Annotated in this window: 25 protein-coding genes and 1 tRNA gene; 8 read left to right on the forward strand and 18 right to left on the reverse strand. The window is 72.7% G+C overall.

Annotated elements, in window-relative coordinates; all coding sequences use genetic code 11:
• Positions 1-10: 10 nt before the first annotated feature.
• The 5 genes from C6376_RS14490 to C6376_RS14510 all read right to left on the reverse strand — a co-directional run bounded on the left by C6376_RS14490 (position 11) and on the right by C6376_RS14510 (position 5,437).
• Positions 11-379 carry a hypothetical protein gene (locus C6376_RS14490; protein ID WP_107443794.1) on the reverse strand — a complete coding sequence of 123 codons (369 nt, stop codon included), beginning with the start codon at positions 377-379 and terminating at the stop codon, positions 11-13.
• A gap of 82 nt (positions 380-461) precedes the next feature.
• Positions 462-1,802 carry an AAA family ATPase gene (locus C6376_RS14495; protein WP_107443795.1) on the reverse strand — a complete coding sequence of 447 codons (1,341 nt, stop codon included), beginning with the start codon at positions 1,800-1,802 and terminating at the stop codon, positions 462-464.
• The gene (locus tag C6376_RS14500; protein ID WP_107443796.1) at positions 1,799-3,388 is read right to left on the reverse strand and encodes a hypothetical protein; all 1,590 of its coding nucleotides are present in this window, start codon (positions 3,386-3,388) and stop codon (positions 1,799-1,801) included. The genes C6376_RS14495 and C6376_RS14500 overlap by 4 nt, the downstream gene beginning before the upstream one ends.
• On the reverse strand, positions 3,379-4,467 hold the full coding sequence (locus C6376_RS14505) for a hypothetical protein (protein WP_107448965.1): 1,089 nt from the start codon (positions 4,465-4,467) through the stop codon (positions 3,379-3,381). Before C6376_RS14505 ends, C6376_RS14500 begins: the two co-directional genes overlap by 10 nt.
• A gap of 1 nt (position 4,468) precedes the next feature.
• Positions 4,469-5,437 (reverse strand): phosphatase PAP2 family protein, encoded by a 969-nt coding sequence (locus C6376_RS14510; RefSeq protein WP_107443797.1) that lies wholly within the window; start codon positions 5,435-5,437, stop codon positions 4,469-4,471.
• Between the two features lie 247 nt (positions 5,438-5,684).
• Here C6376_RS14510 and C6376_RS14515 point away from each other — a divergent pair, with 247 nt between their 5' ends.
• Positions 5,685-6,278 (forward strand): histidine phosphatase family protein, encoded by a 594-nt coding sequence (locus C6376_RS14515; protein ID WP_107443798.1) that lies wholly within the window; start codon positions 5,685-5,687, stop codon positions 6,276-6,278.
• Between the two features lie 107 nt (positions 6,279-6,385).
• On the opposite strand, the gene C6376_RS14520 is transcribed toward C6376_RS14515, so the two are convergent.
• Complete coding sequence (locus tag C6376_RS14520) at positions 6,386-7,846, reverse strand: hypothetical protein (protein ID WP_107443799.1); 1,461 nt, start codon at positions 7,844-7,846, stop codon at positions 6,386-6,388.
• 256 nt (positions 7,847-8,102) lie between these two features.
• Between C6376_RS14520 and C6376_RS14525 the strand changes: the two genes are divergently transcribed.
• Both C6376_RS14525 and C6376_RS14530 read left to right on the forward strand, forming a co-directional pair.
• Complete coding sequence (locus C6376_RS14525) at positions 8,103-8,492, forward strand: hypothetical protein (protein ID WP_107443800.1); 390 nt, start codon at positions 8,103-8,105, stop codon at positions 8,490-8,492.
• 98 nt (positions 8,493-8,590) lie between these two features.
• Positions 8,591-9,457 (forward strand): spermidine synthase, encoded by an 867-nt coding sequence (locus C6376_RS14530; protein WP_107443801.1) that lies wholly within the window; start codon positions 8,591-8,593, stop codon positions 9,455-9,457.
• 73 nt (positions 9,458-9,530) lie between these two features.
• On the opposite strand, the gene C6376_RS14535 is transcribed toward C6376_RS14530, so the two are convergent.
• A complete protein-coding gene (locus C6376_RS14535; protein WP_107443802.1) occupies positions 9,531-10,070 on the reverse strand; it encodes a hypothetical protein in 540 nt (179 codons plus the stop codon).
• Between the two features lie 142 nt (positions 10,071-10,212).
• Between C6376_RS14535 and C6376_RS14540 the strand changes: the two genes are divergently transcribed.
• Together C6376_RS14540 and C6376_RS14545 are read left to right on the forward strand one after the other, a co-directional pair.
• The gene (locus tag C6376_RS14540; RefSeq protein WP_107443803.1) at positions 10,213-10,932 is read left to right on the forward strand and encodes a response regulator transcription factor; all 720 of its coding nucleotides are present in this window, start codon (positions 10,213-10,215) and stop codon (positions 10,930-10,932) included.
• Positions 10,929-12,299 (forward strand): HAMP domain-containing sensor histidine kinase, encoded by a 1,371-nt coding sequence (locus C6376_RS14545; protein ID WP_107443804.1) that lies wholly within the window; start codon positions 10,929-10,931, stop codon positions 12,297-12,299. Before C6376_RS14540 ends, C6376_RS14545 begins: the two co-directional genes overlap by 4 nt.
• A 209-nt stretch (positions 12,300-12,508) precedes the next feature.
• On the opposite strand, the gene C6376_RS14550 is transcribed toward C6376_RS14545, so the two are convergent.
• The 4 genes from C6376_RS14550 to C6376_RS14565 all read right to left on the reverse strand — a co-directional run bounded on the left by C6376_RS14550 (position 12,509) and on the right by C6376_RS14565 (position 17,388).
• Positions 12,509-13,939: a GH1 family beta-glucosidase gene (locus C6376_RS14550; protein WP_107443805.1), complete on the reverse strand. Its 1,431-nt coding sequence runs from the start codon at positions 13,937-13,939 to the stop codon at positions 12,509-12,511.
• A 172-nt stretch (positions 13,940-14,111) separates the two neighbouring features.
• The gene (locus C6376_RS14555; RefSeq protein WP_107443806.1) at positions 14,112-15,008 is read right to left on the reverse strand and encodes a carbohydrate ABC transporter permease; all 897 of its coding nucleotides are present in this window, start codon (positions 15,006-15,008) and stop codon (positions 14,112-14,114) included.
• A 32-nt stretch (positions 15,009-15,040) separates the two neighbouring features.
• On the reverse strand, positions 15,041-16,051 hold the full coding sequence (locus C6376_RS14560) for a carbohydrate ABC transporter permease (protein WP_107443807.1): 1,011 nt from the start codon (positions 16,049-16,051) through the stop codon (positions 15,041-15,043).
• 5 nt (positions 16,052-16,056) lie between these two features.
• Entirely contained in the window at positions 16,057-17,388 is a 1,332-nt protein-coding gene (locus C6376_RS14565) for an ABC transporter substrate-binding protein (RefSeq protein ID WP_107443808.1), read from the reverse strand.
• Between the two features lie 402 nt (positions 17,389-17,790).
• Here C6376_RS14565 and C6376_RS14570 point away from each other — a divergent pair, with 402 nt between their 5' ends.
• Positions 17,791-18,846: a LacI family DNA-binding transcriptional regulator gene (locus tag C6376_RS14570; protein WP_107443809.1), complete on the forward strand. Its 1,056-nt coding sequence runs from the start codon at positions 17,791-17,793 to the stop codon at positions 18,844-18,846.
• Between the two features lie 82 nt (positions 18,847-18,928).
• Here the strand turns inward: C6376_RS14570 and C6376_RS14575 are convergent, their stop codons facing one another.
• From C6376_RS14575 to C6376_RS14595, 5 genes are all read right to left on the reverse strand, one after another.
• Positions 18,929-19,447, reverse strand: coding sequence for a GNAT family N-acetyltransferase (locus tag C6376_RS14575; RefSeq protein ID WP_107443810.1), 519 nt, complete (start codon positions 19,445-19,447; stop codon positions 18,929-18,931).
• A gap of 66 nt (positions 19,448-19,513) precedes the next feature.
• Positions 19,514-19,586, reverse strand: a tRNA-His gene (locus C6376_RS14580).
• A gap of 84 nt (positions 19,587-19,670) precedes the next feature.
• Positions 19,671-20,273 carry an oligoribonuclease gene (orn, locus tag C6376_RS14585; protein ID WP_107443811.1) on the reverse strand — a complete coding sequence of 201 codons (603 nt, stop codon included), beginning with the start codon at positions 20,271-20,273 and terminating at the stop codon, positions 19,671-19,673.
• Positions 20,274-20,400: 127 nt separating this feature from the next.
• Positions 20,401-21,630 carry a helix-turn-helix domain-containing protein gene (locus C6376_RS14590; protein WP_107443812.1) on the reverse strand — a complete coding sequence of 410 codons (1,230 nt, stop codon included), beginning with the start codon at positions 21,628-21,630 and terminating at the stop codon, positions 20,401-20,403.
• 377 nt (positions 21,631-22,007) lie between these two features.
• Positions 22,008-22,337 (reverse strand): hypothetical protein, encoded by a 330-nt coding sequence (locus C6376_RS14595; RefSeq protein WP_107443813.1) that lies wholly within the window; start codon positions 22,335-22,337, stop codon positions 22,008-22,010.
• Between the two features lie 373 nt (positions 22,338-22,710).
• Here C6376_RS14595 and C6376_RS14600 point away from each other — a divergent pair, with 373 nt between their 5' ends.
• Positions 22,711-23,238, forward strand: coding sequence for a universal stress protein (locus C6376_RS14600; RefSeq protein ID WP_107443814.1), 528 nt, complete (start codon positions 22,711-22,713; stop codon positions 23,236-23,238).
• A 149-nt stretch (positions 23,239-23,387) separates the two neighbouring features.
• A complete protein-coding gene (locus C6376_RS14605) occupies positions 23,388-23,954 on the forward strand; it encodes a GPR1/FUN34/YaaH family transporter (RefSeq protein WP_107443815.1) in 567 nt (188 codons plus the stop codon).
• A 94-nt stretch (positions 23,955-24,048) separates the two neighbouring features.
• On the opposite strand, the gene glmS is transcribed toward C6376_RS14605, so the two are convergent.
• A complete protein-coding gene (glmS, locus tag C6376_RS14610) occupies positions 24,049-25,866 on the reverse strand; it encodes a glutamine--fructose-6-phosphate transaminase (isomerizing) (protein ID WP_107443816.1) in 1,818 nt (605 codons plus the stop codon).
• Between the two features lie 24 nt (positions 25,867-25,890).
• A complete protein-coding gene (locus C6376_RS14615) occupies positions 25,891-26,148 on the reverse strand; it encodes a hypothetical protein (RefSeq protein WP_107443817.1) in 258 nt (85 codons plus the stop codon).
• Between the last annotated feature and the right edge of the window lie 375 nt (positions 26,149-26,523).

Raw genomic sequence — 26,523 nt, forward strand, 5'->3', positions numbered from 1 at the left:
CTCGCACGCCTCACCCGGGGTCGGCGGGCCCCCGCCCCTCGGCGTCGCCCCGCAGCAGATCCCGGCCGAACTCGACCATCTTCTTCGTGTAGTCCTCGGTCCACTCGGCCCGGTCGGCGATGTCCGCGGTCGTCAGCCGGTCGAAGCGGCGCGGATCGGCGAGCTGGGCCGCCGCCATCGCCTGGAACTCCAGGGCCCGGTCGGCCGCCGCCCGGAACGCGAGCGTGAGCTCCGTCGCCCGGGTCAGCAGCGCGCCCGGATCGTCTATCGACTCCAGGTCGAAGAAGTGCTCAGGGTCACCGGCCGCCTCGGCGGGCTCGAAGAGCAGGGGCGCGGGGCGTAGCCGCGGTTCGTTCCGACGCGGCGTGGGCTCCGCCATGTCTTCTCCTCCTCGTACGGTTCGGATGCAGACCGCCTTCCATTCTCCCCCGATGGCGCAAGAGGCATTCGGCCCCGGACCCTCAAGGCTTCCAGGCGACCCGATGTTCCCCGAGACGCGCCAGCACCGCGTGGTTGGCCTCCCAGCCGTCCGGGAACTTCACGAGGGTGCCCAGCTGCACCGGTTCCGTCGAGGGGTACTCGTCCAGCAGGTCGGCGACGCCCGCCCGGCACACCACCACGCACGCGTGCCGGTGGCGGGAGGCGAGGACGCACAGCCGGCCCGTCTCCAGGTGGAAGGCGGTGGCGTCGGGGCGGCCGGAGAGCGGGTGCAGGATCACCGTGACGTCGAACTCCATGCCCTGCAGCCGGTTCGCGGTGTCCACCGTCACGTCGCGGACGCCGAGTTCCGCCAGTGCCGTCCGTACGGCCGCCGCCTGGTCGCGGTGGGCGGTGCCGACCGCGACCCGGTCGGCCGTGAGCGGGGCCGGGTCGGGGGAGCGCTCCGAGACGGCCGCGCCGCCCCGGTCCAGCAGCCGCCGCACCACCGTGGCGACCGCCCGCACCGCCTCCGGGTCGGTGCGGGGCGTGTGCCGGGCGGGCAGCTCCAGCAGGCCCCAGCCGGACTCCGCCGCCTCGTCGATCACCCGGTCGGGGCCGGAGCCGTCCGACGCAACGGCGAAGGAGAGACGGCGGTCGCCGTGCCCCGTTCCGCTGCGGAACGGCGTGTACGGGTAGAACGCGGCGGAGACCAGCGGCGCGGCCGACGCCGGGAGCCGCCAGGACACCGGCAGCCGGTGCTGCGGCAGCTCCGGGTTGTGCGCGAGGAGGGTGCTCACCGCCGACGCCGACGGGTCGTACGACAGCCCCGCCCACTGCTCGCCGCCGACGATCGAGAACGGGTCCAGCTGCCCGGGGTCACCCACGAACAGGGCCCGCTCGAACAGCCCGGCCACGGCCAGCAGACCGTCCGACCGCATCTGGTACGCCTCGTCCACGATGGCGTGCCGCCACTGCTCGTCGGTCTTCACGTGCGCCCACTTGGCGGCGGTGGAGATCACCACCGGCAGTCCGGCCAGCTCCCCCGCCTTCGCCGACTTCCGCACGTTCGGCAGCTGCTCGAGTGCCTTGTCGTACGGGTCGGCGTCACTGCTGTGCAGCCGGCCCACCGGCAGCTCGGGGCTCTTCTCGGCGAGCCGCAGCACCAGGTCGTCGACCTGCGCGTTGGTCTGCGCGACCACCATCAACGAGCGGCCCGCGTCGGCCAGTTCGAGGGCCGCCCGGACGACGAGCGTGGACTTGCCGGCACCCGGCGGGGAGTCCACGACGACCCCGCGCGCGGTGGCGTGCAGGGTGTCGCGCAGGATCGCTTCGGTGGCGCGGGCGGCGGCGGTACCGGGGTCGACAGCGGCCTCGGCGGTCACAGGACGTCCTCCTGGGTGACGGAGTCGGGGGCTTCGGGCGCCTGCTCACCGGGCGGGCCGCCGTGCGTCCACGGGGTGTCCTCCGGGTCGGGCAGCTTCGCGCCGCCGCGCTGCTCGTGCTCGAAGAGGGTGAAGCAGAGCCGGTCGCCCTTCTCCGGCACGGACCCCGCCTCGGGCTCCTTGCCGCGGCCCATCCTGTCGACGATCCGCAGCACGACCAGGTCCTCCGCGACCCGCTCCACGAACTCGGAGGCCTGCGGCTTCCCGCCCAGCGACCGGTACGCCTTCGCCCGCTCGGCGAGATGCGGACGGTCGTCCGTCCGTACGGTGACCAGCGGACGGGGGCTCGGCCGCCTCCCCTCGGCGTACGCCATGACGACGTCGACGACCTCGCCCGCGAAGGCCTCCCCGGCCAGCCGGCGGCCCGCCATCGCCAGCGGGTCGTCGAGCGCCTCCTGGGCCTCCAGCCGGGCCTGTTCGCGCTCGCGCGTGGCGAGCTTGTTGGCCGCCGTGACCGCGTCGTCCCGGCGCGGCTGCGGGGGTTCGCCGGCGACCACCCGGTCGCGGTGGCCGGTGAACGACCAGCGGTCGCGCGTCCACCGCTCCTCGACGTGCGCGCCTTCGGGCAGGGCCCGCAGCAGGTCCAGGCCCGCCCACACCGCGTTCCAGGTGGGCAGCGTCCGGCTGCGCACCAGCTCGCGGATCTCCCGCTCGGCGGCGGTGAGCGCGCCCAGCCGGTCGTCTGCCTGCAGGCCGTCCTCGGCGGCGGCCAGGGCGGTGCGCGCGCGGTCGTAGCGCTCGATGGCGGGGGCGAGCAGCTTGTTGTCGAACGCCGGGTCGGTGGCCGGACCGGCCGGCGGGCACCGCAACTGCCCGTCGGCGTCCCGTGCGAGCTCCGCGCGCAGCGCCGCCCCGGCGCCGGTCTCGCCGGGCGGCGGGTCGATCCAGGCGAGCAGCGCCCCCAGGTGCTGGTCCTCCAGGCTGGACTGCCCGGTCGCCCAGTGCCGGCCCAGCACCTCCGTGAGGGCCAGCAGCAGCGAGGAACCGGGCACCCGGGACCGCTCCCCGAAGTGCGTCAGCCACCGCCCGAGCAGCGGCACGCGCGGGGGTGCGGGATACGGCGTCTGCGGGTCCTGCTCGGCCGTCCGCCGGAAGCGCATGGAGCGGCCCAGCAGGCGCACGAGGTCGACGCCGGCGCGGCTCGGCACGATCAGCTGGGGCGCGTCCGCGCACAGCTCGACCTCGACCTTGACGCGCTTGCCGGTCTCCGGGTCGGTCTCGGCCCGCTCGGCGCACTCCACGTCGTCGGCGTAGGAGTCGAGGTAGGGCAGGACCACGTCGGCCAGCTCGGCGAGGAACGCGAACCGCAGGTCGCGGTCGCGCGGCTGCGGCACGACGAGCAGTCGCGGCGCGTCCCGCTCGGTGCCGACCAGCGCGCCCAGCGGGGCGCCGGCCTCGCCGGCGGTGGTCAGCGGCACGAACACCAGCGGGCGCTCGGACAGCCGACGGTGGCGGACGGTGGCGGCGGGCTGGGCACGGCCGGTGGCGACGGCCTCCAGCCGGGCCAGGGCTGTGATCAGGGACACATCGCCCCCAGGGCCTCCCGGCGCAGCTCCGCGGCCCGGCGCAGGGCGGCGACCGCCGGGTCCCGCGGATCGCCGGCCTCGCCGTGGGCCGCCGCCAGGACGTCCTCGACGGTGCTCAGCCCGCCCAGTTCGGCCCGCACCGACCGGCCCAGCGAGGTGACCGCGCCGGCCGCGCGGGAGCGGTCACGGCAGTGGAACGCGAGCTCGCAGGCGGCCAGGCACTCGGGCGCGTACGCCGCGGGGACCGCCTCCACGGCCTGCGTCAGCTGCTCGGCGGGCAGCTCGGGGGAGAAGCAGACGCCGTCGGGCAGGGCGTCGGCGATCTCCTGGACGCGGGTGAGGCGTGCGAGCTGGCGGCGGGTGACGGCGCGCTGCTTGCGCACGTCCACGGCGGACGCGGTGGGCAGGTTGGAGAAGTCCTTGGGGCAGACCAGGAGCACCCGGTGGCGCACGCGCGGGGCGGGCTCCAGACGGGCGGCGACCTCCTCGAGGCCCAGCACGTAGACGGCGGCCTGCCGGGCGGCGGCGCCGACCTTCGCGGGGTCCGCCGCGCCGTCCAGCATCGGGAAGGACTTGATCTCCACGACCGTCCAGCCGCCGTCCGGGTGGACCACGACCGCGTCCGGCTCGAGGAAGGCGGGGGAGCCCGCCACGTCGAGGGCGATCATCGGGTGGTCGAGGAGCGTCCAGCCGCCGGCCCCGGCGGATTCCGCGGCGGCCGCGGCGGCCTCGCGCAGCGCCAGCGCCGTACGAGCCGTGCGGCCCTCGGGGCCGATCGCGGACAGGTCGGGAACGGCCGCGCCGACGGGCGGCGGTGCGGCCGGGTCCAGCCGTTCGTGCACCAGTCGCAGCAGCTCCGCGCCGCCGTCCGCCTTGACCTTCGCCTCGAAGGCGTTGCCGCGGGTGAGGGCGAACTGGGACTGTCCGAAAGCCGACGGCGAGCCCAGCGCGCCCGCGAGGGCCGCCTTGTTCACGCCGGCGCCGTCGAGGATGGCACGCCGTTTGCAGCCGGGGTTCGCGGCGAGCGCGGCGAGGGCGCGGGCGTCCAGCGCCTTGGCCGGTGTGTCGGGGCCGCGCAGCTCAGCGAGCCGCTGCCGGAGCGCCTTCCCCCGCGTCCGAGGGAGAGACGTCCGGTTCGACTCCGGGGCGGAGCCGTGACTCGCGCTGCCGTGGAATTCGCTCACCCGGGGAAGTCTGGCATCCGCCACTGACAACCGAGGCCGAAGGGGCGGGAGAGTCCGCCGGGAGACCGGGGGCGAGCGCCGGGACGCGGGAGGCGAACCACGCCCGGGCCCGGTCCGCTGTGCGCATCGCCCAAGGTGTCAGCAGCAGTCCGACGCCCATCACGGCCGCGCCGGCGGCCGCGTCGAGGAAGTAGTGGTTGGCGGTGCCCATCACCACGAGCGTGGTCACCAGCGGGTAGACGACGCCCGCCGTCTTCGCCAGGCGCGTGCCGCCGTGGCGCCACAGCATCACACCGCACCACAGGGCCCAGCCCACGTGCAGGCTCGGCATTGCCGCGTACTGGTTGGTCATGCCGCCCATGCCGCGCGGCGCGCTCGCCTCGCCGCCCCACCAGCCGTACGAGCTGTACTGGGCCATCGTGTCCACGAAGCCGTGCCCCGCCGACAGCAGCCGCGGCGGGCAGGTGGGCATCAGGCTGAAGCCGATGAGGCCGACGGAGGTGGACGCCATCAGCCAGGTGCGGGCCGCCCGGTAGTGCAGCGTCCGCGACCGGAACAGCCACACCAGGATCGCGGGGGTGACCAGGTAGTGCAGTGACGCGTACCAGAAGTCGGCCGGCACGCCGATCCAGGCGTGGGCCGTGAACAGCCGGTTCAGCGGGTGCTCGGCGTTGAGGTAGAGGAGCTTCTCGACGCGCAGGATCGCCAGACCGTGGTCGACGGCGGTGGAGACGTCACCGCGCGCGAGCAGCCGCCCCGCCGAGTAGCAGAGGTACACCAGCACCAGCAGGGGCAGCTCGGTCCACCAGCGCAGCCGGGCTGTCCCCGAGGCCGCCTCGGTGCCTGGTGTCTCGGTCTGCGGCATCCGATCGCCTCCCCCTTCAGGTCACTGTCTGGTCGCTGTCTGCTGCTGGTTCGGTCACTGCGGCGCCGGTGGCGCGGGACGTGCCACTTTACGGCGGAAGGCCGCGCCCCTCGCGAGGGGCCCCGGATCTCAAAGACGCTGAGATCGCCCGCCGGGTTGCCCCTGTTCAGGGTGAGCGATGATGGAGGGGATTCGCCCCCGATTTCCTCCCTGGTCCCCTCCCAGGGTTCTCCCGGAAAGGTCCCCCATGGCACCGCGCATTCTGCTGGCCCGGCACGGGCAGACGGAGTGGTCGCTGTCCGGCAAGCACACCGGCAGGACCGACGTCCCCCTTCTGGAGGAGGGCCGCCGGGGCGCCAAGCTGCTGGGGGAGCGGCTGCACCGGCCGCCCTTCGACGGCCTCGCCGACGCCGAGGTACGCACCAGTCCGCTGGTCCGCGCGCGGGAGACGTGCGCACTCGCCGGCTTCGGCGAGCGTGCCGAGGTCTGGGACACCTTGGTGGAGTGGCACTACGGCGCCTACGAGGGGATGACCCCCGCGGAGATCCAGGCGGTCCGGCCCGGGTGGCTCATCTGGCGCGACGGCGTGCCCGAGGGGGAGACCCTGGCCGAGGTGACGGCCCGCGCGGACGAGATCGTCGCCTGGGCCCGCTCGGCCGACCGGGACGTGCTGGTCTTCGCCCACGGGCACATCCTCCGCTCCATAGGGGCACGCTGGCTGGGTCTGCCGCTGGACTTCGCGGCGCGGATCCGTCTGAACCCCACGTCGGTGTCGGTTCTGGGCTGGGCCTACGGCGAGCCGGCCATCGAGAGCTGGAACGACCTCGGTCACCTCGTCTGACCGAAGGCGCGGACCGCGGGCGCCGACCACGGGCACAGCGGCCGGCCCGGGGGCGGGGCAGCACAGCGGCAGGGGCGCCCGGCCGCGACGGGCCGGGAGAGCGCGGTTCACACCGTCCGCGGTGTCGAGGCGTGCCGCTCGAGGAACGCTGAGACGCCGCCCGCCCTGCGGTGCGGCAGCAGTACCCGTGCCGTCCCCGCCAGCATGGTCTGGATCCGCGACGACTGGACCTGGTCCAGCAGCTCCAGGACCCGCAGTCCGGCGACCGCGGCCTCGTCGGGACGTCCCCCGCGGGCGAGGTCGTCCGCCAGCTCGGCCGTGTACAGGGCGATGTTCCGGGTGAAGTGCGGGTCCTGGAGGTCCGCGGCCCGGCTCGCGTGCCGGGCCGCGCGCGGCCAGTCGCCGAGCGCCGACCAGCACTGCGCCGTGAGCCCCTCCAGCTCGGCCTCGCCGTAGAAGCTCATCCACTCGGGGTCGTGGTCGCAGCGGCCGCGGTCGTAGAGGGCCTGTGCGCGGACGAGCGCCTGCTCGCAGCCGGTCCGGTCGGCGAGCCCCGCCCAGCCGCCCGCCTCGCGCAGCGCCAGCAGCGACATCAGCCGGGGCGAGCCCAGCGGGCGGGCGACGCGCTGGGCGGCCTGGGCGGCGCGGACGGCCTCGCGGGGGCGGCCCGCGTCCCGCGCGAGGAACGCCGTGTTGCAGAAGGCGTGCGCCTCCAGCGCGTCGTCCCCGGTCATCCGGGCGGTCGCCAGGGCCTCGGCGTAGTGCGAGCGCGCGTCGTCGAACCGGCCCGAGTCGTGTGCCAGCCAGCCCACGGAGATGGCGAGCTCCCCGGCGCCCGAGTGGAGCCGGTCGGCGGTCGCCTGCCGGGTGGTCCCGGCGTCCAGCAGAGCGAAGGCGGCGCGCAGCGGAGCGGCCGCGCGCCGGTAGAGGCCGTCGGCCCCGTGCCGGTCGTCCAGCAGCCGGATTCTGCGGACCGCGTCTTCGAGTGCGCCCGCCTCGCTCGATCCCGCGCGACGTCCCCGGTGTGCCGTCGCCGAAGCGCTGTGGGCGAGGACGAAGGGGCCCAGGGTGGCGGCGGCCATGGTGGCGCCTCCGCCGGTCATGAATGCGCGACGCAGCACGTCGCTCTCCTCGTGGTCGTGGTGCATGTCGTACGGGTCCTGCCTGTCATACGGTTCGTGCGCCCGGCGCGTCTCATCCGTGTGCCGCTCGTCACCGGTGGCGCGCGCCGGTCCGGCGGGGTGCGCGCCGGGGGCTTCCTCGCTGCCGCGCGCCCCTCGGCCACGTACGGACGAGCGGGGTGCGAACCCCAGATCGGCGAGTGTGCGGCCGGGGAACATGTGCAGGAACACCCGTTCGTAGGCGTAGTTGGGGCAGCGGATCTCGCCTGCCTCGACCCGGCCGATGTAGCGCGCGTCACAGCTGACCCGCTCGCCGATCTCGCGGGCGGCCCGCCGTACGAGCGCGGCGAACTCGGCCGGCGAGCGCTGTCCGCGCAGTTGCCGGAAGGCGGAGTTGGGCTGTGCCGGCCGGTCGGGCCGAGCCGGGGTCACCGTTGACGACGCCATGGCCGGGTCCTCTCGTGCGAACCGTCGAACCATGCCGGACCAGGGGTGAGTTGTCCGAGTGGCACCCTTGTTCCCGGCGGGCAAGAACGTACCCGCTGTGGTCGGGCCGCCATGCGGTGTTTGGCAACAAAACGGATATCTCATCCGCGATCTGCCATGAACTGCCATCCTTTGCGGCGGACTTCCGCCGTAGCCCTTGACGCCGTGACGCGTTGAGCCTTGCGGACTACAGGCGGGCTGCGCGGTGGAGGCCGGAATGGAGACCAGTCAGAGCAACGATCGTCGGATGCCGTCGGTGGCGGCATGCGACCTGGTGACGGTGGGGACCCGGCAGGGGTTGGAGGCGGTGGACATCCTGCGGCGGGGGCCGGCCGCGGACGGGGTGGGTCCCGTCCTGCACGACGACGGCGGCGACACGCTCGGCTTCGTGGTGCCGCCCGGCACCGCGGCGGCGTGGGACATGCCGGGCAGCGTCTGCACCAGGACCGAAGGCCGGCGCCTGAGACCCGTCCCCGAGCCGCCCGTCGAGGGCTCGGACTGGCTGGTGCCCCCCGGCGAGGCGGACCTCGCGACGGATCCGGCGGTGCTGCGCCGGGCGTTGGGGGAGGCGGCCCGGCTGATCGAGGCGGCGGACAGCTGCCGTTAGGACGTGTCCGACCTGGGGGTGACCCGGGTCGGGGCCCGCAGGCGGGCGACCGGGTGCCGGGCGCGCGGTGAGCCGTCGGGTCCTGCGAAAATGCTGTCATGGGAAAGTCCAGGAACACCCGGCGCGAGCGGGACGCCGACGCCGTCGTCGAGCCCGTCGACGGCGGACTCGCCCAGCTCGTCCCCGACCGGGACCGGGCACGGGCCTGGACGCTGCTCGTCGACGGCGCCCCGCAGTCGCACGTCGACCTCGACGACCCCGGATACCTCTCCTTCGAGTACCAGCGGCGCCTCGGCCATGTCGTCGATCTCGCCGCCCCGGCCGGCAAGCCCCTGCACGCCGTGCACCTCGGCGGTGGCGCGTTCACCCTCGCCCGGTACGTCGCCGCCACCCGCCCCCGCTCCACCCAGCAGGTCGTCGAACGTGACGCCGCCCTCGTCCGACTGGTGCGCCGGGAACTGCCGTTGGATCCGGGGGCGCGGATCAGGGTCCGGTCGATGGACGCGCGCGAAGGCCTCGCCAAGGTGCCCGACGGATGGGCCGATCTCGTCGTGGCCGATGTGTTCAGCGGCGCCAGGACCCCCGCCCACCTCACCTCCACCGAGTTCCTCGACGAGGTCCGCAGGGCGCTGAGGCCCGGCGGGGTCTACGCCGCCAACCTGGCCGACGGCCCGCCGCTCGCGCATCTGCGGGGCCAGATCGCCACCGCCGCCGCCCGCTTCCCCGAACTCGCGCTGGTCGCCGACCCGACCGTGCTGCGGCGCAAGCGGTTCGGCAACGCCGTGCTCGTCGCCTCCGACCTGCCGTTGCCGATCGCCGAACTGACCCGCCGGGCCGCCTCCGATCCGCACCCCGGCCGGGTCGAACACGGCCGGGCGCTGACCGACTTCACCGGCGGCGCGGTGGCCGTGGTGGACGCGTCGGCGGTGGCCTCGCCCGCACCGCCGCCCTCGGTGTTCCGCTGACGCGTCCGGCCCCGCGCAGCGGGCGTTCGTTCAGACGTTCGGTCCGGCGTTCGTCCCGGGCTCAGTCCCGGCGTCAGTACGTCCCCACCTCCACCCGGGGCGGTCCGTCGTGCCAGGTGCAGAACACCGACACCCGGTCCGCTCCGGAGCTGAACTCCACCCGGATCCACGACTCGGTCTTCCACACCTGCATCGACCAGGCAGCGCCCGGCGTGGCCGAGACCAGCGTCGCCGAGGTCCTCCCGAGGTCGAAGACGACCCGGCCGCCGTCGGTGTCGTAGCTCCTGACGCTGTTCCGCGCCGCACCGGATGCGCCGGGGCCGCTCGGTGCGGGGCCGCCGGCCGGCGTCGAGCTCGACGGCGTGGGCGCGGCGGGCGTGCGGCCCGGGCTGCGGGACGGACCGGCCGACGGTGCGGCCGACGATCCGGGACCGGTCGCGGACGCGGCCGGCGTCTTCGGCTCCCGCACGGCCGAGTCGGCGACCAGCGGCAGGGCGCGCGGCGGGTCGTAGGCCGTGCCCGCCATCACTGTGTGGACGCCCCACCACGACAGCGTGACCGCCGCACCCGTGGCGAGCGACCAGGCCAGTACGTGTACGAGTCCTCTGCGCATCGCCGCCATCCTGCCCCACGCGCCCCGGCCGTGTCCCCGGCCGGGGACCCCGCGGAGTCCGGCGGACCCACCGGTTGTCCACAGACGCGGAGTTGTCCACAGGCCCGAATGACCCTCGCCCGCATGGCGTAGGTTGCGGCGCATGGCAAGTGTGCTCGTGGTCGAGGACGACCAGTTCGTACGCTCGGCGCTCATCCGGCATCTGACCGACGCCGCGCACACGGTGCGCAGTGTCGGCACGGCGCTGGAGGCGTTGCGCGAGGTCGCCCACTTCTCCTTCGACGTGGTCGTCCTCGACCTCGGGCTGCCCGATCTGGACGGGTCCGAGGCCCTGAAGATGCTGCGCGGGATCACGGACGTGCCGGTCATCATCGCCACCGCGCGCGACGACGAGTCGGAGATCGTCCGGCTCCTCAACGCGGGCGCGGACGACTACCTGACCAAGCCGTTCTCGGTGGAACACCTGTCCGCCCGGATGGCGGCCGTGCTGCGGCGCTCCCGCGCCGGCGCCGGGGAGGCGGCGCCGTCCACCGTCCTGCGGGTCGGCGGGCTGACCGTGGACCCGCTGCGCCGTCAGGCCGAGCTGGACGGCGCACGGCTCGACCTGACCCGCCGCGAGTTCGACCTCCTGACGTTCCTGGCGGGCCGGCCCGGGGTCGTGGTAGCGCGCCGGGAACTGCTGGCCGAGGTGTGGCAGCAGTCCTACGGCGACGACCAGACCATCGACGTCCATCTGTCGTGGCTGCGGCGCAAGCTGGGCGAGACGGCGGCACGGCCGCGCTATCTGCACACGCTGCGGGGCGTCGGCGTGAAGCTGGAGCCGCCGGCCTGCGGCCCCGGGGGAGCGGAGCCGCCGCGATGAGATGGGCACTGGTCAAGGTGTGTCTGGCGGTCACCACGATGGTCGTGATCGCCTTCGCGGTCCCGCTGGGGCTCGTCATCAAGGAGATGGCCAGGGACCGGGCGTTCTCCAACGCGGAGCGGGTGGCCGCGGTCGTCGTCCCGGCACTGTCCATCACCACCGACCGCGACCAGCTGGAGCGGGTGGTGGCCGCGGCGGGCTCCGACGACGGGATGGCGGTGCACCTGCCGGCGGGCGAGGGCCGCGCCGCCGTCGACCTCGGCCGGCAGCGCGCGGACGCCGCCGCTGTAGCCGCCGTGCGGAAGCTGGGCCGGGCGTCCATGGCGGAGATCCCCGGCGGTTCCGTGCTGCTCCAGCCGGTCGCGCTGAGCCTGGGGACCGCGGTGATCGAGGTGTACGTCCCCGAGTCCGAGGTGAGCAACGGCGTCGCCACGGCCTGGGCGGTGCTCGCCGCGGTCGGGGCCGCGCTGGTCGTCGGGTCGGTGGCGGTCGCCGACCGGCTCGGCGTGCGGATGGTGCAGCCGGCCAGGCGGCTGGTCGAAGGGGCGCGGGAACTGGGGGAGGGGAAGCTCGGGGCGAGGGTGCCGGAGGAGGGGCCGAGTGAACTGCGCCTCGCCGCCGTGGCGTTCAACTCGATGGCCGATCAGGTCGTCCAACTGCTGGCGAACGAGAGGGAGCTGGCGGCGGACCTGTCCCACCGTCTGCGGACCCCGCTGACCGTGCTCCGGCTCAACGCGGCCTCCCTCGGCGACTCCCCGGCCGCCGAGCAGACCCGCACGGCGGTGGCCCAGCTGGAACGCGAGGTGGACACCGTCATCCGCACCGCGCGGGAGGCCAAGCCGCAGACGGCGGCCGCCGGTCCGGGAGCGGGATGCGACGCGGCGGAGGTGGTCCGGGAACGGATGGCTTTCTGGTCGGCGCTCGCGGAGGACGAGGGCCGCAAGGTGCGCACCGCCGGCGTCGACCGCCCGGTCCGCATCCCGGTGGCCCGCGCGGACCTCGCGGCCGCCCTCGACGCCCTGCTCGGCAACGTCTTCCGCCACACCCCGGAGGGCACCGCCTTCGCGGTCGACGTCCACAACGGCGAGGACGCGGTGATCGTCCTGGTCTCCGACGCCGGCCCGGGCATCCCCGACCCCGTCACGGCGATGGCCCGCGGCCGGGGGTCCGGCACCGCCGGCTCCACCGGCCTCGGCCTGGACATCGTCCGCCGGCTCGCCGAGTCCACGGGCGGCGACGTCCGCATCGGCTCGTCGGTGCTGGGTGGCACGGAGGTCCGCCTCCGGCTCCAGCTGACCGACCGCCGGCCGACCCGCAAGGGCCACCGTGGCACCGTCCGCAGACGGAGACGGACCGCGCTCCGGTGACGACGGGGGCCGCCCGCGCCGGCCTGCCGGGAGCGGCCGAACCGGCCCGTCACGCAGAGGGCGCGGCACGCCCCCACGGCGTGCCGCGCCCCTCCCCCTGCCCCCGGGCCAGGCGGTCTGTGCGGCCGGGCGGCCCCGACTGCGGTCGGGTGCCCTCCGACTTCTCCGGTCGGGCGGTCCCTGCCTCCGTCAGGCGGCTCGGGCCTCCGTCAGACGGTCTCGGCCTCGGGCAGCGAACCGGTCCGCGCCGCCTGGCCGTACCAGAGGGCGCTCGACTTCGGCGTGCGGGTCAGCGTCGCGTAGTCCACGTACACCGCGCCGAACCGCTTCTCGTAGCCGTACGCCCACTCGAAGTTGTCGAGCAGCGACCACAGGTAGTAGCCGCGCACGTCCGCGCCGTCCGCGATCGCCTGCCGCACGGCCGCCAGGTGGCCGCGCAGATAGGCGATGCGCTCCGGGTCGTGCACACGGCCGTCCGAGTCGGGCTTGTCGTCGTAGGCCGCGCCGTTCTCCGTGATGTACAGCGGCAGGCCCGGCGCCTCCCGGGTGTAGCGCATGATCAGCTCGTGCAGGCCGGTCGGGTCGATGGACCAGCCCATCTCCGTGCGGTCGCCGGGGGTCAGGTGGAACGCGACGTCGTCCGCGCCCGGCCACGGCGAGTGGTCGCTCGCGCCGTGACCGTCCGAGCGGGGGCCGCGCACCGACGCGTCAGCCGCCGAGACCAGCGTGGGCGTGTAGTAGTTGAGGCCCAGCGCGTCCAGCGGCTGGTGGATGGCGCGCAGATCGCCCTCGAGGACGTACGACCAGTCCGTCAGCGACGAGGTCGCCGCGAGCAGCGTCTCGGGGTAGGCGCCCCGCAGGATCGGGCCGTGGAAGACGCCGTTGGCGAGGTCGTCGATCTTCTGCACCGCGGCCAGGTCCGCCGGGTCGCCCGGGGACAGCGGGCGCACCACCGAGGAGTTGAGGCTGATCGCCACCGTGTTGCGGGCGGGCATGGCCGCGCGCAGCGCCGAAGTGCCCAGGCCGTGCGCCAGGTTCAGGTGGTGGGCCGCCTTCAGCGAGGCCACCGGCTCCGTACGGCCCGGTGCGTGCACCCCGGACGCGTAGCCCAGGAAGGCGCTGCACCACGGCTCGTTCAGCGTGATCCAGTTCTCCACCCGGTCGCCGAGCGCCTCGCCGACGATCTGCGCGTACTCCGCGAACCGGTAGGCCGTGTCCCGCTCCGGCCAGCCGCCCGCGTCCTCGAGCTCCTGGGGGAGGTCCCAGTGGTAGAGGGTGACGGCCGGCTTGATGCCCTTCGCCAGCAACTCGTCCACCAGACGCCGGTAGAAGTCCAGGCCCACCTGGACCGCGGGACCGCGGCCGGTCGGCTGGACCCGGGACCAGGAGATGGAGAAGCGGTACGCCGACAGGCCCAGGTCCGCCATCAGCGCCACGTCGTCGCGGTAGCGGTGATAGTGGTCGACAGCGATGTCACCGTGCTCGCCGCCCGCCGTCTTGCCGGGTGTATGGCTGAAGGTGTCCCAGATCGAGGGGGTGCGGCCGTCCTCCCGCACCGCCCCCTCGATCTGGTACGCGGAGGTCGCCGCGCCCCAGAGGAAGGCGGGAGGAAAGGTCACCGGAGAAACGGGCTCAGGCATGGAAGCGCTCCCATGAGTGGTCGTCGAGACCGACGGAGGTTGAGGGGGGAAGTGGTGCGAAGGGGGCCGAGGCGGCGGTGACCCGGCCCCCGGGGGATTCATGGACGCGTGACGGCCCGCGCCTGTGCCGCCGACGTCGTGAGTGGTGGGCGTCCCGGCCGCGCGGGGCGGCTCAGCCCTTCACCGCGCCCTGCATGATGCCGCCCACGATCTGCTTGCCGAAGATCGCGAAGACCAGCAGCAGCGGCAGCGTGCCGAGCAGTGCGCCCGCCATGATCAGGGACTGGTCCGGGGTGTAGCCGCGGCCCAGGCCCGCGACCGCGACCTGCACGGTCGGGTTGCCGGTCTGGCTCAGCACCAGGAACGGCCACAGGAAGTCGTTCCAGGTCTGCACGAACATCAGCATGCCGAGTACCGCCATCGCGGGGCGCGCCGCGGGGAACACCACGTGCCACACCACCCGCCAGCTGCTCGCGCCGTCCACCCGGGCCGCCTCGATGATCTCGTCGGGCAGCGCCTGGATGAGGTACTGCCGCATGAAGAACACCCCGAACGCGCTCACCAGCGACGGCAGGATCACCGCCTGGAGCTGGTCCGTCCACTCCAGCTTGGCGACCATCATGTACAGCGGGATGACGCTCAGCTGCGGCGGCACCATCATGGTGCCGATCACGATCAGCATCAGCGCGCCCCGGCCCCGGAAGCGGAGCTTGGCGAAGGCGAACCCGGCGATCGTCGAGAGGAAGACGATCGTCGCCGCCGAGGTGCCCGCGACGATCGTCGTGTTGACGAAGGCCTTGCCCAGGTTCGCGTCGTTCCAGGCCACGTCCAGGTTGTGGAAGAGGTTGGAGCCGAACACGAACGGGGGCGGGTTCTGTGCCAGTCGCTGGTTGTCGCGGGAGGCCGCGATCGCCGTCCACACCAGCGGGAACAGCGACACGATGGTGAACACGGCCAGGATGATGTAGGCGATCGGGCCGCCGTGCATGTGCCCGCCGGCCTGCGCGGACTTGGGGCGCCGCACCTTGCGGGCCGCCGGCACGGTGTCCTCGGGCTCCGCGGTCTTCACGGTCGTTGTCGTCGTCGTCACGGCCGGTACTCCTAACTACTGGCGCGCAGCCGGCGCGAGATGACGTAGTTGACGATGCCGACCGCGATCAGGATCAGGAACATCGTCCAGGCGATCGCCGAGGCCCGGCCCAGGTGCTGGTTGACCCAGCCCTGCTCGTACAGATACAGGCCCAGCGTCTGGAACTGGTGCTCCGCGCCGCCCGACGCGCCCTTGTTGGCGTCGAACAGCAGCGGCTCGCCGAAGACCTGGCTCGCGCCGATCGTCGACACGACGACCGTGAACAGGATCGTCGGCCGCAGTGACGGCAGCGTCACGTGCAGGAACTGCCGCCAGCGGCTCGCGCCGTCCAGCGCCGCCGACTCGTACAGGTCCTGCGGGATGGCCTGCATCGCGGCCAGGTAGATCAGCGCGTTGTAGCCGGTCCACCGCCAGATGACGATCGACGAGACGGCGATCTGCGACGGCCACTTGTCGTTCTGCCAGTCGATCGCGTCGATCCCGACGAAGTGCAGCGCCCAGTTGATCATGCCGTAGTCACGGCCGAAGAGCAGGACGAAGACCAGCGAGGCGGCCGCGATCGACGTCGCGTACGGCGCGAGCATCGCGACCCGGTAGAAGGTCGAGGCACGCAGCTTGTAGTTGAGGATGTGGGCCAGGCCCATGGCCATCAGCAGCTGCGGGACGGTCGAGATGATCCCGATCGTGAGGGTGTTGCGCGCCGCGTTCCAGAAGAAATCGTCGTCGAAGATGCGCGTGTAGTTGCGCATCCCCACCCACGTCATGTCCGTGGGCGCGGTCATCTCCACCTGGTGCAGCGACGCCCAGCCCGTGTAGACCAGCGGGAACAGGCCGAACGCGAGGAAGAGCAGGAAGAACGGCGAGACGAAGGCGTACGGGCTCCAGCGGATGTCCCGCTGCCAGCGGCGCGACAGCCGGTTCCGCCGGCGCTTCTCCGCCTCCGTGGGCGCGGCGGGCGGGCGGCCCGGGGCCGCGCCCCCCTCCTTCACGGGGGGCGCGGCGGTGGTGTGGCGGGTGGCCATGCGGGTCACTTGTCCAGGTTGTTGTCGATGGTCTTGGTGGCCGTCGTCCAGGCCTCCGCGGCCGACTTGCCCTTCGTCACGAGGATGACGCCGTTGTCGGTCAGGCCCTGCTGGATGATCTGGTCCTTCGGGCCGATCACCTGCACCGGAGCGGTCTTGGCGGCCTCGGAGAAGACCGTACCGATCGGCGAGTCACCGGTCATGTCGTTCTTCGCGCCGGTCACCTCGGGCATCGTGTACGCGCTCGGCGTGCTCGGGAAGGAGCCCTGCACCTTGAACAGCTTCGCCTGCTGCTCGGGCGCGGTCAGCCAGGTGATGAACGCCTCGGCCTCCTTCACGTGCTTGCCGCTCTTCGGCACACCCAGGAAGGAGCCGCCCCAGTTGCCGGACTTGGGCGCGACGGCCACGTCCCACTTGCCGGCGTCCTCGGTCTTCGCCTTGCCCTTGATGGTGCCGAGCATCCACGGCGGGCAGGCGATGGTGGCGAACTTGCTGTTGGCGATCGTGGTGTCCCAGGCCGGCTGGAACTGCGTCTGGGCCTGGACCAGGCCCTCCTTGGCGGCCTTCGCGGTCAGGTCGAACGCGGCCTTCACCGCCGGGTTCGTCTTGTAGATGATCTCGCCGGAGGAGTCGTAGAACTTCTCCTTCTCACTGCTGAGGATGGCGTTGATCAGGCCGCCGGGGGAGTCCATGAAGAAGGTGCCCGCCTTGGCCTTCTTCTTGTACTGCTCGCCGGTGGCGACGAACTTGTTCCAGTCACCGGCCCACAGCTTGCCGACCTCGGCGCGGTCGGTGGGCAGACCGGCCGCCTGGAAGAGGTCCTTGCGGTAGCAGAGGGCCATCGGGCCGACGTCGGTACCGAGAGCGATCGTCTGGCCGTCCTTGGTGGTGCCCTGCGACCACTTCCAGTCCAGCCACTTGCTCTTGTCGACGCCCGAGACCTTCGACATGTCCTCGAACTTGGCCGCCTGGGTGGCGACGACCTCGGCTATGTTGCCCACTTCGATGGCCTGGATGTCCTGCAGGCCACTGTTGGTGGTCAGGTGGTTGACCAGCGCCGGGTAGTAGTTCTCGTTCCGCTCCGTGACGTTCTCGGCGATCTTGATCTCGGGGTGGAGCTTCTCGTACTCGGCGTAGAGACCGGCCTCCTTGAAGCCCATCGTGCCGAACAGACCGAGCGTGATCGTGGTCTTGCCCTTGCCGCCGCCGGACGACGAACCGTCGGAAGCCTTGTCGTCGCCGCCGTCGTCGGCACAGCCGGCCAGCAGGCCGGCGCCCAACGACGCGACGGCCGCGAGGACAACCGCCCGGCGGGCGGTTCGGGTACGTGCTCGCATTACGTCCTCCTGTTGCCCTGACGTGCCGACCCCCCGGCCAACTGCAATGTTGGGCCCGTCAGTTACTCGCTGCGGCTCGGGCGGGGAACGTGCGGGATATGTATGTGTCAGGTACCGTGGGAGCGCTCCCACAGGTGATGTGTTGAAGAGTCGTCGGTTCCGGCGGGGGTGTCAAGGGTGGGGGCGCGGAGAGATGCGTTCAGTTATCGGCCTGTTAGCTAATCAGATGAAGCGGAGCCCATAAAGCACAGTTCGGCATAAAAAGCCCGCCCGGTGCCCGAAGCGGCGAGGGCCCGGGCCGGCGGCAGGCGTCGGCGGGGTCATGACCCCCGGTGACCGCAGGGCCCGGCACGCAGGACTGTTAGATTCCAGGCGAGTGCGAACAACGGGAAGGCGGAGCCCATGGCAGGCCACGGAGCACGGGGGCGCAGCGGAGGCCGGCCGACCCTTGAAGAGGTGGCTGCGCGCGCCGGCGTCGGCCGGGGCACGGTCTCCCGGGTGATCAACGGCTCGCCCAGGGTCAGCGACGCGACCCGCGCGGCGGTGGAGGCGGCGGTCGCCGAGCTCGGCTATGTCCCGAACACCGCCGCCCGCGCGCTCGCGGCCAACCGCACGGACGCGATCGCCCTCGTCGTCCCCGAACCGGAGACCCGGTTCTTCGCCGAGCCGTACTTCTCGGACATGCTGCGCGGCGTCGGCGCGGAGCTCGCGGAGACCGAGATGCAGCTGCTGCTGATCTTCGCGGGTAGCGATCGCGAACGGCGCAGGCTGGCCCAGTACCTGGCGGCGCACCGGGTGGACGGCGTCCTGCTGGTCTCGGTGCACGCCGACGACCCGCTGCCCGATCTGCTGTCGCAGCTGGAGATCCCCGCGGTGATCAGTGGTCCGCGTTCCGCCGGGGAGACGCTCCCGTCGGTGGACTCCGACAACTACGGCGGTGGCCGCTCGGCGGTCGAGCACCTGCTGTCCCGGGGTTGTACCCGCATCGCCCACATCACCGGCCGCCTCGACGTCTACGGCGCCCAGCGGCGCGTGGACGGCTACCGGGACGCGCTGCGCGACGCCGGGCACCCGGTGGACGAAGGGCTCATCGCCCTGGGCGACTTCACCGAGGAGGGCGGCCATCGCGCGATGCGCGAACTCCTGGCCCGTACCCCCACGCTCGACGCGGTCTTCGCGGGCTCCGACGTCATGGCGGCGGGCGCCCGGCAGGCGCTGCGCGAGGCGGGACGCCGCATTCCGCAGGACGTGGCCCTGGTCGGCTACGACGACTCGGCGATAGCCCGTCACATGGACCCGCCGCTGACGAGCGTGCGCCAGCCCATCGAGGAGATGGGCCGCAGAATGCTGGACCTCCTCCTCACCGAGATCGCGGACCGCCGTCCGGCGGTCTCCCGGGGCCTGGAGCGCCGGCAGGTGGTGCTGGCGACGGAGCTGGTGGGGCGGGCGTCCTCCTGACGGACGGACGGACGGACGGACGGGCGGGCAGACGGACGGGCGCGGACCGGGTTCCGGAAGGCGGGGAGGCGGGGCGGGGGCGTCAGACGCTTCCGGGGCTTGGGGAACGCCACCTGATCTCGCCGTCCTGCTCCTCCCGCGTCGGGGAGAGCCCGGCTGCGGCGGCCACCGCCGCGGAGGCCCGGTGGTCGGGGTGGACATGGGCGACGATCGTGCGCACGCCCTGGTCCCGCAGCCATTCGACGAGCCCGCGGGCCGCCTCGCAGGCCAGGCCGCGGCCCTGCCAGGGGACGCCCACGACCCAGGCGATCTCGGCCTCGGTCCGGCCGGTCACCGTCGCCTGGACGGTTCCGGCGAGGCGGCCGTCGTCCCGTGTCCGCAGCACCCAGTTGCACCAGGAGACGGCCGGGTCGGGGGAGCCGGCGACGAGGCGTTCGTAGCGGGCGCGCAGTTCCTCGGGCGTGCAGGGCGCGCCGCCGATGAAGGTGTGCAGGGCGGGATCGGCGAGGACCGCCGCCATGCGTGCCGCGTGGTCGACGCGCAGCGGGAGAAGGTCGAGCCGGGCGGTGCCGATCGGCTCGGGGCGGACGGCTGAGCGCATGACTGCTCCCGGGAAACACATCAGCCGGTGACCTCCCTCGCGGGAGGTCACCGGCTGATGACTCAGGGTGAGTGACGGGACTCGAACCCGCGGCATCCTGGACCACAACCAGGTGCTCTACCAGCTGAGCTACACCCACCACGCCCGGCAGTTGGACTTTGCGGTCTCCCTACCGGCCGAGAAAAAGTGTACAGGGTCCGAAGGGGTGCTCGCGCACGGCTTTCTAGGGGGCGGGCAGCACGTGCTTCGCGGCGATCGACTTCGCCGTGTCGGAGTCGGGCCCGGGCTGCGGCACGAAGACGGCCTCGCGGTAGTAGCGCAGTTCCGCGATGGACTCGCGGATGTCGGCGAGGGCGCGGTGGTTGCCGTTCTTCGGGGGGCTGTTGAAGTACGCGCGCGGGTACCAGCGCCGCGCGAGCTCCTTGATCGAGGAGACGTCCACGATCCGGTAGTGCAGGTAGCCCTCGAGGGTCGTCATGTCCCGCGCCAGGAATCCGCGGTCGGTGCCGACGGAGTTCCCGCACAGGGGCGCCTTGCCCGGCTCCTTCACATGCTCGCGGACGTACGCCAGCACCTGCTCCTCCGCCGCGGCGAGCGTCGTCCCGCCCGCCAGCTCGTCGAGCAGCCCGGACGTCGTGTGCATCTGGCGCACCACCTCCGGCATCGTCTCCAGCGCCTCGGCCGGCGGCCGGATGACGATGTCCACACCGTCGCCGAGGATGTTCAGCTCGGAGTCGGTGACGAGGGCGGCAACCTCGATGAGAGCGTCGTCCGACAGCGAGAGGCCGGTCATCTCGCAGTCGATCCACACCATGCGATCGTTCATGCGACCACCCTAAAGCTGACGTCGGCTTTTGATGCGTCCGCGGCGGGCACCGGGCTCGCCGGCCGGGGACGCGGACGCCGGACGGGGCGAGATGCCCGTCCGGCGTCCACAGAATGCCGTCCCGCGGTCACAGGCCGCTGCGCTGCCCCGGAAGACTCGCGCGCGAGGCCAGGTACGCCTCGCGGGCATGCTCGGACGGCAGCGACGCGGACGCGCCCACCGGTCCGGCCGTCGCCGCGGCCGTGCGCCGGACCTGCGGCGGCACCGGGCCGGGCGTCTCCGGGTGCAGCGGCGGTGGCGGCGGCGGTGGCGGTTCGCTGTCCGGCGAGCGTTCGCCCTGTGGCCTGCGCGCCCGGTAGGCCGCCCGGTACGCCGCGGGCGACGAGCCGAGCTGGCGGCGGAAGTGGCCGCGCAGGGCAACCGGTGAGCGGAAGCCGCACCGGCCGGCCACCTCGTCCACCGAGTAGTCCGAGGTCTCCAGCAGCCGCTGCGCCTGCAGCACTCGCTGGGTGATCAGCCACTGCAGGGGCGCGCTGCCGGTGAGCGACCGGAAACGGCGGTCGAAGGTGCGGCGGCTCATGTAGGCGCGTGCCGCCAGCGTCTCCACGTCGAACTGCTCGTGGAGGTGCTCCAGCGCCCAGGCGACGACCTCGGCGAGCGGGTCGGCGCCGATCTCCTCGGGTAAAGACCGGTCGAGATAGCGCTCCTGACCGCCCGAGCGGCGAGGCGGGACGACCAGGCGGCGGGCCAGCGCACCGGCCGCCTCGTTGCCGTGATCCGTCCGCACGATGTGCAGACAGAGGTCGATTCCGGCCGCGGTGCCGGCGCTCGTCAGCACGTCGCCGTCGTCCACGAAGAGTTCTCGTGGATCGACGTGCACCGACGGATAGCGCTTGGCCAGTGTCGGCGCGTACATCCAGTGGGTGGTGGCCGGGCGGCCGTCCAGCAGGCCGGCCGCGGCCAGGACGAACGCGCCGGTGCACAGGCCCACGATGCGGGCGCCCTCTTCGTGCGCCCGGCGCAGTGCGTCGAGCGCGTCCTCCGGCGGCGGCGAGGTGATCGAGCGCCAGGCCGGCACGACGACCGTGCCCGCCCGTGCGATCGCCTCCAGGCCGTGTGGCGCGGTGAGTTCCAGGCCCCCTGTGGTCCGCAGCGGGCCTTCTTCGCCGCCGCACACCAGCAAGCGGTAGCGCGGTACGCCGGCGTCCTGGCGGTCAATCCCGAACACCGACAGCGGTATGGAACTCTCGAAGATGGGACCGCCGCTGAACAGCAGCACCGCGACGATCTCCTTGCGGCGTCGCCCGGAAAGCTTCCGGGCCGCGGCTTCCGGCGCGGCAGTGGAGTCGTGGCTCATACTGCTAAGCCCCCCTCGGTGGTCGCGGCTCCTCGGTTGTGTCGTTCCTGCACGTTTCCCCTCGGTCCTGCACGAGTCCCCCGCCGTAGACAGTCAAGATCGAATCTAACGTGTCGCACAATGCCGGCGTGGCCAGTTCACCACCCGGCGGATTGTCGACATGGCAACTTGGCGTGAAGCATTCGATCACGAAGCGTTGCACTCGTGGGCCGTGCAGGGAAGTGCGCCTCGGTGTGGTGGCCAATCCCCGTAGGGTGCGCAGGGTACCGAAGACCCTTTCCGTGCAGGTGGAACGGGGGGTGGGGGGTGGTTACGGCAAGAGATGCACAGAGACCGGAAGTTGGCTGAAAAGAAGCGGGTCCATGTGTGAAAACCGGTCAACCGACCGGTGAGTTTCCCCCGGAGTGACGACCGCCACGGTGGGCCCCCGTTCCGGTCCGCTGGTGGCGCCCGCGGTGGTGTACCCGCGGCGTCTGCTCCTCGGCGAGCAGCCTGGCCGGGTACCGCTCGGACCGGCGCAGCAGCAGCCGGCAGACGGCGGTGACGGCGGCGAGGCCGAGGGCGGTGCCGGCCGTGCCGGCCGGGGAGGTCCCGTACCAGAGGAGGACCACCGGGACGAGCGCGCAGGTGAAGGCCGCCCAGCGGATCAGGCCGGTGATCCGGTCGTCGCCCGGGTGGTTCTCGGGGCGGACGCGGGGCGAGGGCACGGGGCGGGCTCCTTCCCGGGGGCGGGGGCGACCGGCGGCGGGACGGCGTGGCGGGGCGGGCGACCGGCGGCGGGCGGCGGCGGGCGGGCGGCGGTACAAGGGGTTCAACGTCCGTTCGGGCGGTCGGTCACTGCCGCGGCGCGTCCGGTACGAGCGGACCCTGTGCAAACCGCCTGTACGGGGCAGCAACCATTGCGTTACGGGCGTCCGCTCGTGCATGCTCCCTGGAACCCCCACCGAGGGTGTGCGGGCTCTGGGCCCAGGAGGCGTGCCGCCGTACCCTTGGGGGTATGGGGTGGGGAAGACCATTCCCGGACAGCTCCGCCGCTCACCGCCGTCGCACCCGTATAAGGATCGATACGCCGAGACAGCCATGGCCGGTCACGAATTCTTCGAACCCGCGGACCGCAAGCGGCCCGTCGCCGATCCCACGGCGGCCGAGCCCCTGGCGGCGGAAGAAGCGCGTCATTCCTGCGATCCCGCCTTCAAGCACGGCGTGGTCGTCGGCTTCGACGGCTCCACGTCCAGCGAGCGCGCTCTCGCGTACGCCATCGGCATGGCGCATCGTTCCGGCTCGGGGCTGATCATCGTCCATGTCGCCAACCGGCTGCCCACCACGGTGTGGGCCGGCTGTGAGCCGCCGGTCTTCGTCGATGTGCCGGACCACCGCACCGAGGTGCTCGGTCTGGAGCTGGCGTGCGCGGACTACCTCGCCGAGGTGCCCTGGATCCTGGTCGAGCGGGGCGGCGACATCTGCCACGAACTCGAAGAGGTGGGGCGGGAGTACGAGGCCGACGCGATCGTCGTCGGCTCGACGCACGGCCTCGTCGGCCGGCTCTTCGGGTCCGTCGCGGGGCGGCTCGCCAAGCGGGCGAAGCGGCCCGTCGTCGTCATTCCGTGACCAGCGGCCCCCCCAGGTGGGACGAGATCCGGGGGGCTTGCGGCCCGCCGTGCGCGCAGCGTGAACCTACTGGCGCGTAGAGGTGTTTGTGCCTTTGTGAAGGGCATATATCGCTCACACAACTGCACATGCCTGAAGGGAGCCCCGCCGTGGACAACGACGTCTCTGCGGGAAGCAGCACCACCACGATCGCCGGCCGACTCGCCCTCGGCGTCACCCTGTTGGCCTTCGGTCTCGGGTACACCGACCTCATCGACGGTGTGACGGCTGCGGACGCCGTGACCATCGCCCACTACATCGGCGGCGTCGCACTGTTCGTCGCCGGCCTGTTCGCCCTCCGGGACCGCGACGCGGCCACCGGCACCGCCTACACCGTCCTCGGCGCCTTCTGGTTCACCTGGGCGGTCTCTGCCGGAACCCAGGCCTCCGACAACGCGGCGGGGCTCTTCCTGCTCCTGTTCGCCCTCGTGGCGCTCTCCCTGACCCTCGCCGGCGGCGACCAGCTCGGCCAGGGCTCCTACGGGTTGTTCTGCGCCGGGCTCGTGCTGATGGCCGTCGCCCGGTTCGCCGACAGCGACGCTCTCACCAAGGCGGGCGGCTGGTTCGCCGTCGCGTCGGGCGCGGTCGCCTGGTACGCGGCGACGGCGGCGCTGGCCCACTGGCCCACCGCGTTCTCCCGACGCGCTGCCCGCCCCGGAGTGACGGCCGCGGGCTGAACGGCAGCCGGGGAGCCGGGCGTGCCCGGCGCGAGAACGGCCCCCCGCGTGCAGGTGGCGCACGCGGGGGGCCGCTCGTCGGTGTCCGGTCCGGCTACTCGACCGTCACCGACTTCGCGAGGTTGCGCGGCTTGTCGATGTCCCGGCCGAGCGCCTTCGCCGTGTAGTAGGCGAGGAGCTGGAGCGGGATGCCCATGAGGATCGGGTCGAGCTCGTCCTCGTTCTTCGGGACGACGATCGTCTGGTCGGCCTTCTCCTGGCACTCGTGGGCCACCGCGAGGATCCGGCCGCTGCGGGCCTTGATCTCCTCCAGGGCCGCGCGGTTCTTCTCCAGCAGGTCGTCGTTCGGGACGATCGCGACCGTCGGCAGCGCGGGCTCGATGAGGGCCAGCGGGCCGTGCTTGAGCTCGGAGGCCGGGTAGGCCTCGGCGTGGATGTACGAGACCTCCTTGAGCTTCAGGGAGGCCTCACGGGCCACCGGGTAGCCCCGGACGCGGCCGATGAAGAGCATCGAGCGGGCCTCGGCGAACTCCTCGGCCAGCTTCTTGATCTCCTCCTCCTGGGAGAGGATCTCCGCGATCTGGCCGGGCAGCCTGCGCAGTCCCTCGATGATCCGCTTGCCGTCGCGCACGGACAGGTCGCGGGTGCGGCCCAGGTGCAGGGCGAGCAGCGCGAACGCCACGGTGGTGTTGGTGAAGCACTTCGTCGAGACGACGCAGACCTCGGGGCCCGCGTGCACGTACACGCCGCCGTCCGCCTCGCGGGCGATCGCCGAGCCGACCACGTTGACCACGCCCAGCACCCGGGCGCCCTTGCGCTTCAGCTCCTGCACGGCCGCCAGCACGTCGTACGTCTCACCGGACTGCGAGACGGCGATGTACAGGGTGTCGGGGTCCACCACCGCGTTGCGGTAGCGGAACTCGGAGGCCGGCTCGGCGTCCGCGGGGATGCGGGCCAGCTCCTCGATCATCTGGGCGCCGATCATGCCCGCGTGGTACGAGGTGCCGCAGCCGAGGATCTTGACGCGGCGGATCTGGCGCGCCTCGCGGGCGTCCAGGTTGAGGCCGCCGAGGTGCACGGTGGAGAAGCGGTCGTCGATGCGGCCGCGCAGCACGCGGTCCACGGCGTCGGCCTGCTCGTGGATCTCCTTGTGCATGTAGGTGTCGTGGCCGCCCATGTCGTAGGAGGCGGCCTCCCACTCGACGGTCGTCGGCTCGGCCGTGGTGCGGGTGCCCTCGGTGGTGTACGTGCGGAAGTCGTCGGCCTTGAGGGTGGCCATCTCGCCGTCGTCGAGAGTGACTATCTGACGGGTGTGGGCGACCAGCGCGGCGATGTCCGAGGCGACGAACATCTCCTTCTCGCCGATGCCGAGGACGACCGGCGAGCCGTTGCGGGCCACGACGATGCGGTCGTTGAAGTCGGCGTGCATGACGGCGATGCCGTAGGTGCCCTCGACGACGCGCAGCGCCTCGCGGACCTTGTCCTCGAGCTTCTCCGCCTGGGAGCGGGCGATGAGGTGGACGAGCACCTCGGTGTCCGTCTCGGAGAGGAACTCGACGCCGTCGGCCTCGAGCTTCCTGCGCAGGTCGGAGGCGTTGTCGACGATGCCGTTGTGGACGACGGCGACCTTGAGGTCGGCCGACATGTGCGGGTGGGCGTTCACGTCGGAGGGGGCGCCGTGGGTGGCCCAGCGGGTGTGCGCGATGCCGGTCGTGCCCTTGAAGCGCGCCGGGACCTTGGCCTCCAGGTCACGGACCCGGCCCTTGGCCTTGACCATCTTCAGGCCGGCCGTCTTCGGGGACGTGACGACGATGCCCGCGGAGTCGTACCCGCGGTACTCCAGGCGCTGCAGTCCCTCCAGCAGCAGGGGCGCGACGTCGCGCTTGCCGATGTATCCGACGATTCCGCACATATAAAGGTATCCCCAAGCTTTCGATCAGCCGTAGACGATGCGCCGCAGCTGCCGGAGCGAGAGCTCCGGAGGTGCGACCGCCCGGTATTGCAGGTCCGCCTCGATCCGTATGAAGATCTCCGCGTTCACCAGGCCCTGGGCCTGGAGCTCGCGATGGCGGCGACGGACGTAATTCTCGGTCGTCTCGTCGAAGTAGGCGAGCACATCCTGGATCACCCGCAGCGCCTCGCCCCGCTGGAGGGGCGTGGAACGCGTCAGGTGATCAACAAGTTCGTCGTGCACCCGGTAGATCCTGGGGTACGAGAGCCGGTTTCGCAAGAAACCTGCCCGGTTTCGGGCAGGCCCCTGCCAAGTAGCCGTGGCGGAACACCGAATGTGTTATGAGCCCCCGCGCGCGCATCCGAGTGGCGTCCGGCGGGCCGTCGTCCTCTCGGCCGCTCGCTCCCGCGTGTCGACGTCACCCCCGCCGCCGAGGGCCGCAGGGCCACGCCGGCGGTCCGCGGCGTCGCCGGGAGCGGCGGGCGGGTCGACCACTTCACGGTGGCCCGCAAGGCCAACCAGGACCTTCGGCTGCGGTGCGTCCGGAGGGCGGGGCGCGCCGCAGCCGGATCAGCCGCGCACACGCCCGCGGCACACGCTCCCGCCGCACCCCACCCG

Source organism: Streptomyces sp. P3 (assembly GCF_003032475.1).
Taxonomy (GTDB): Bacteria; Actinomycetota; Actinomycetes; order Streptomycetales; family Streptomycetaceae; genus Streptomyces.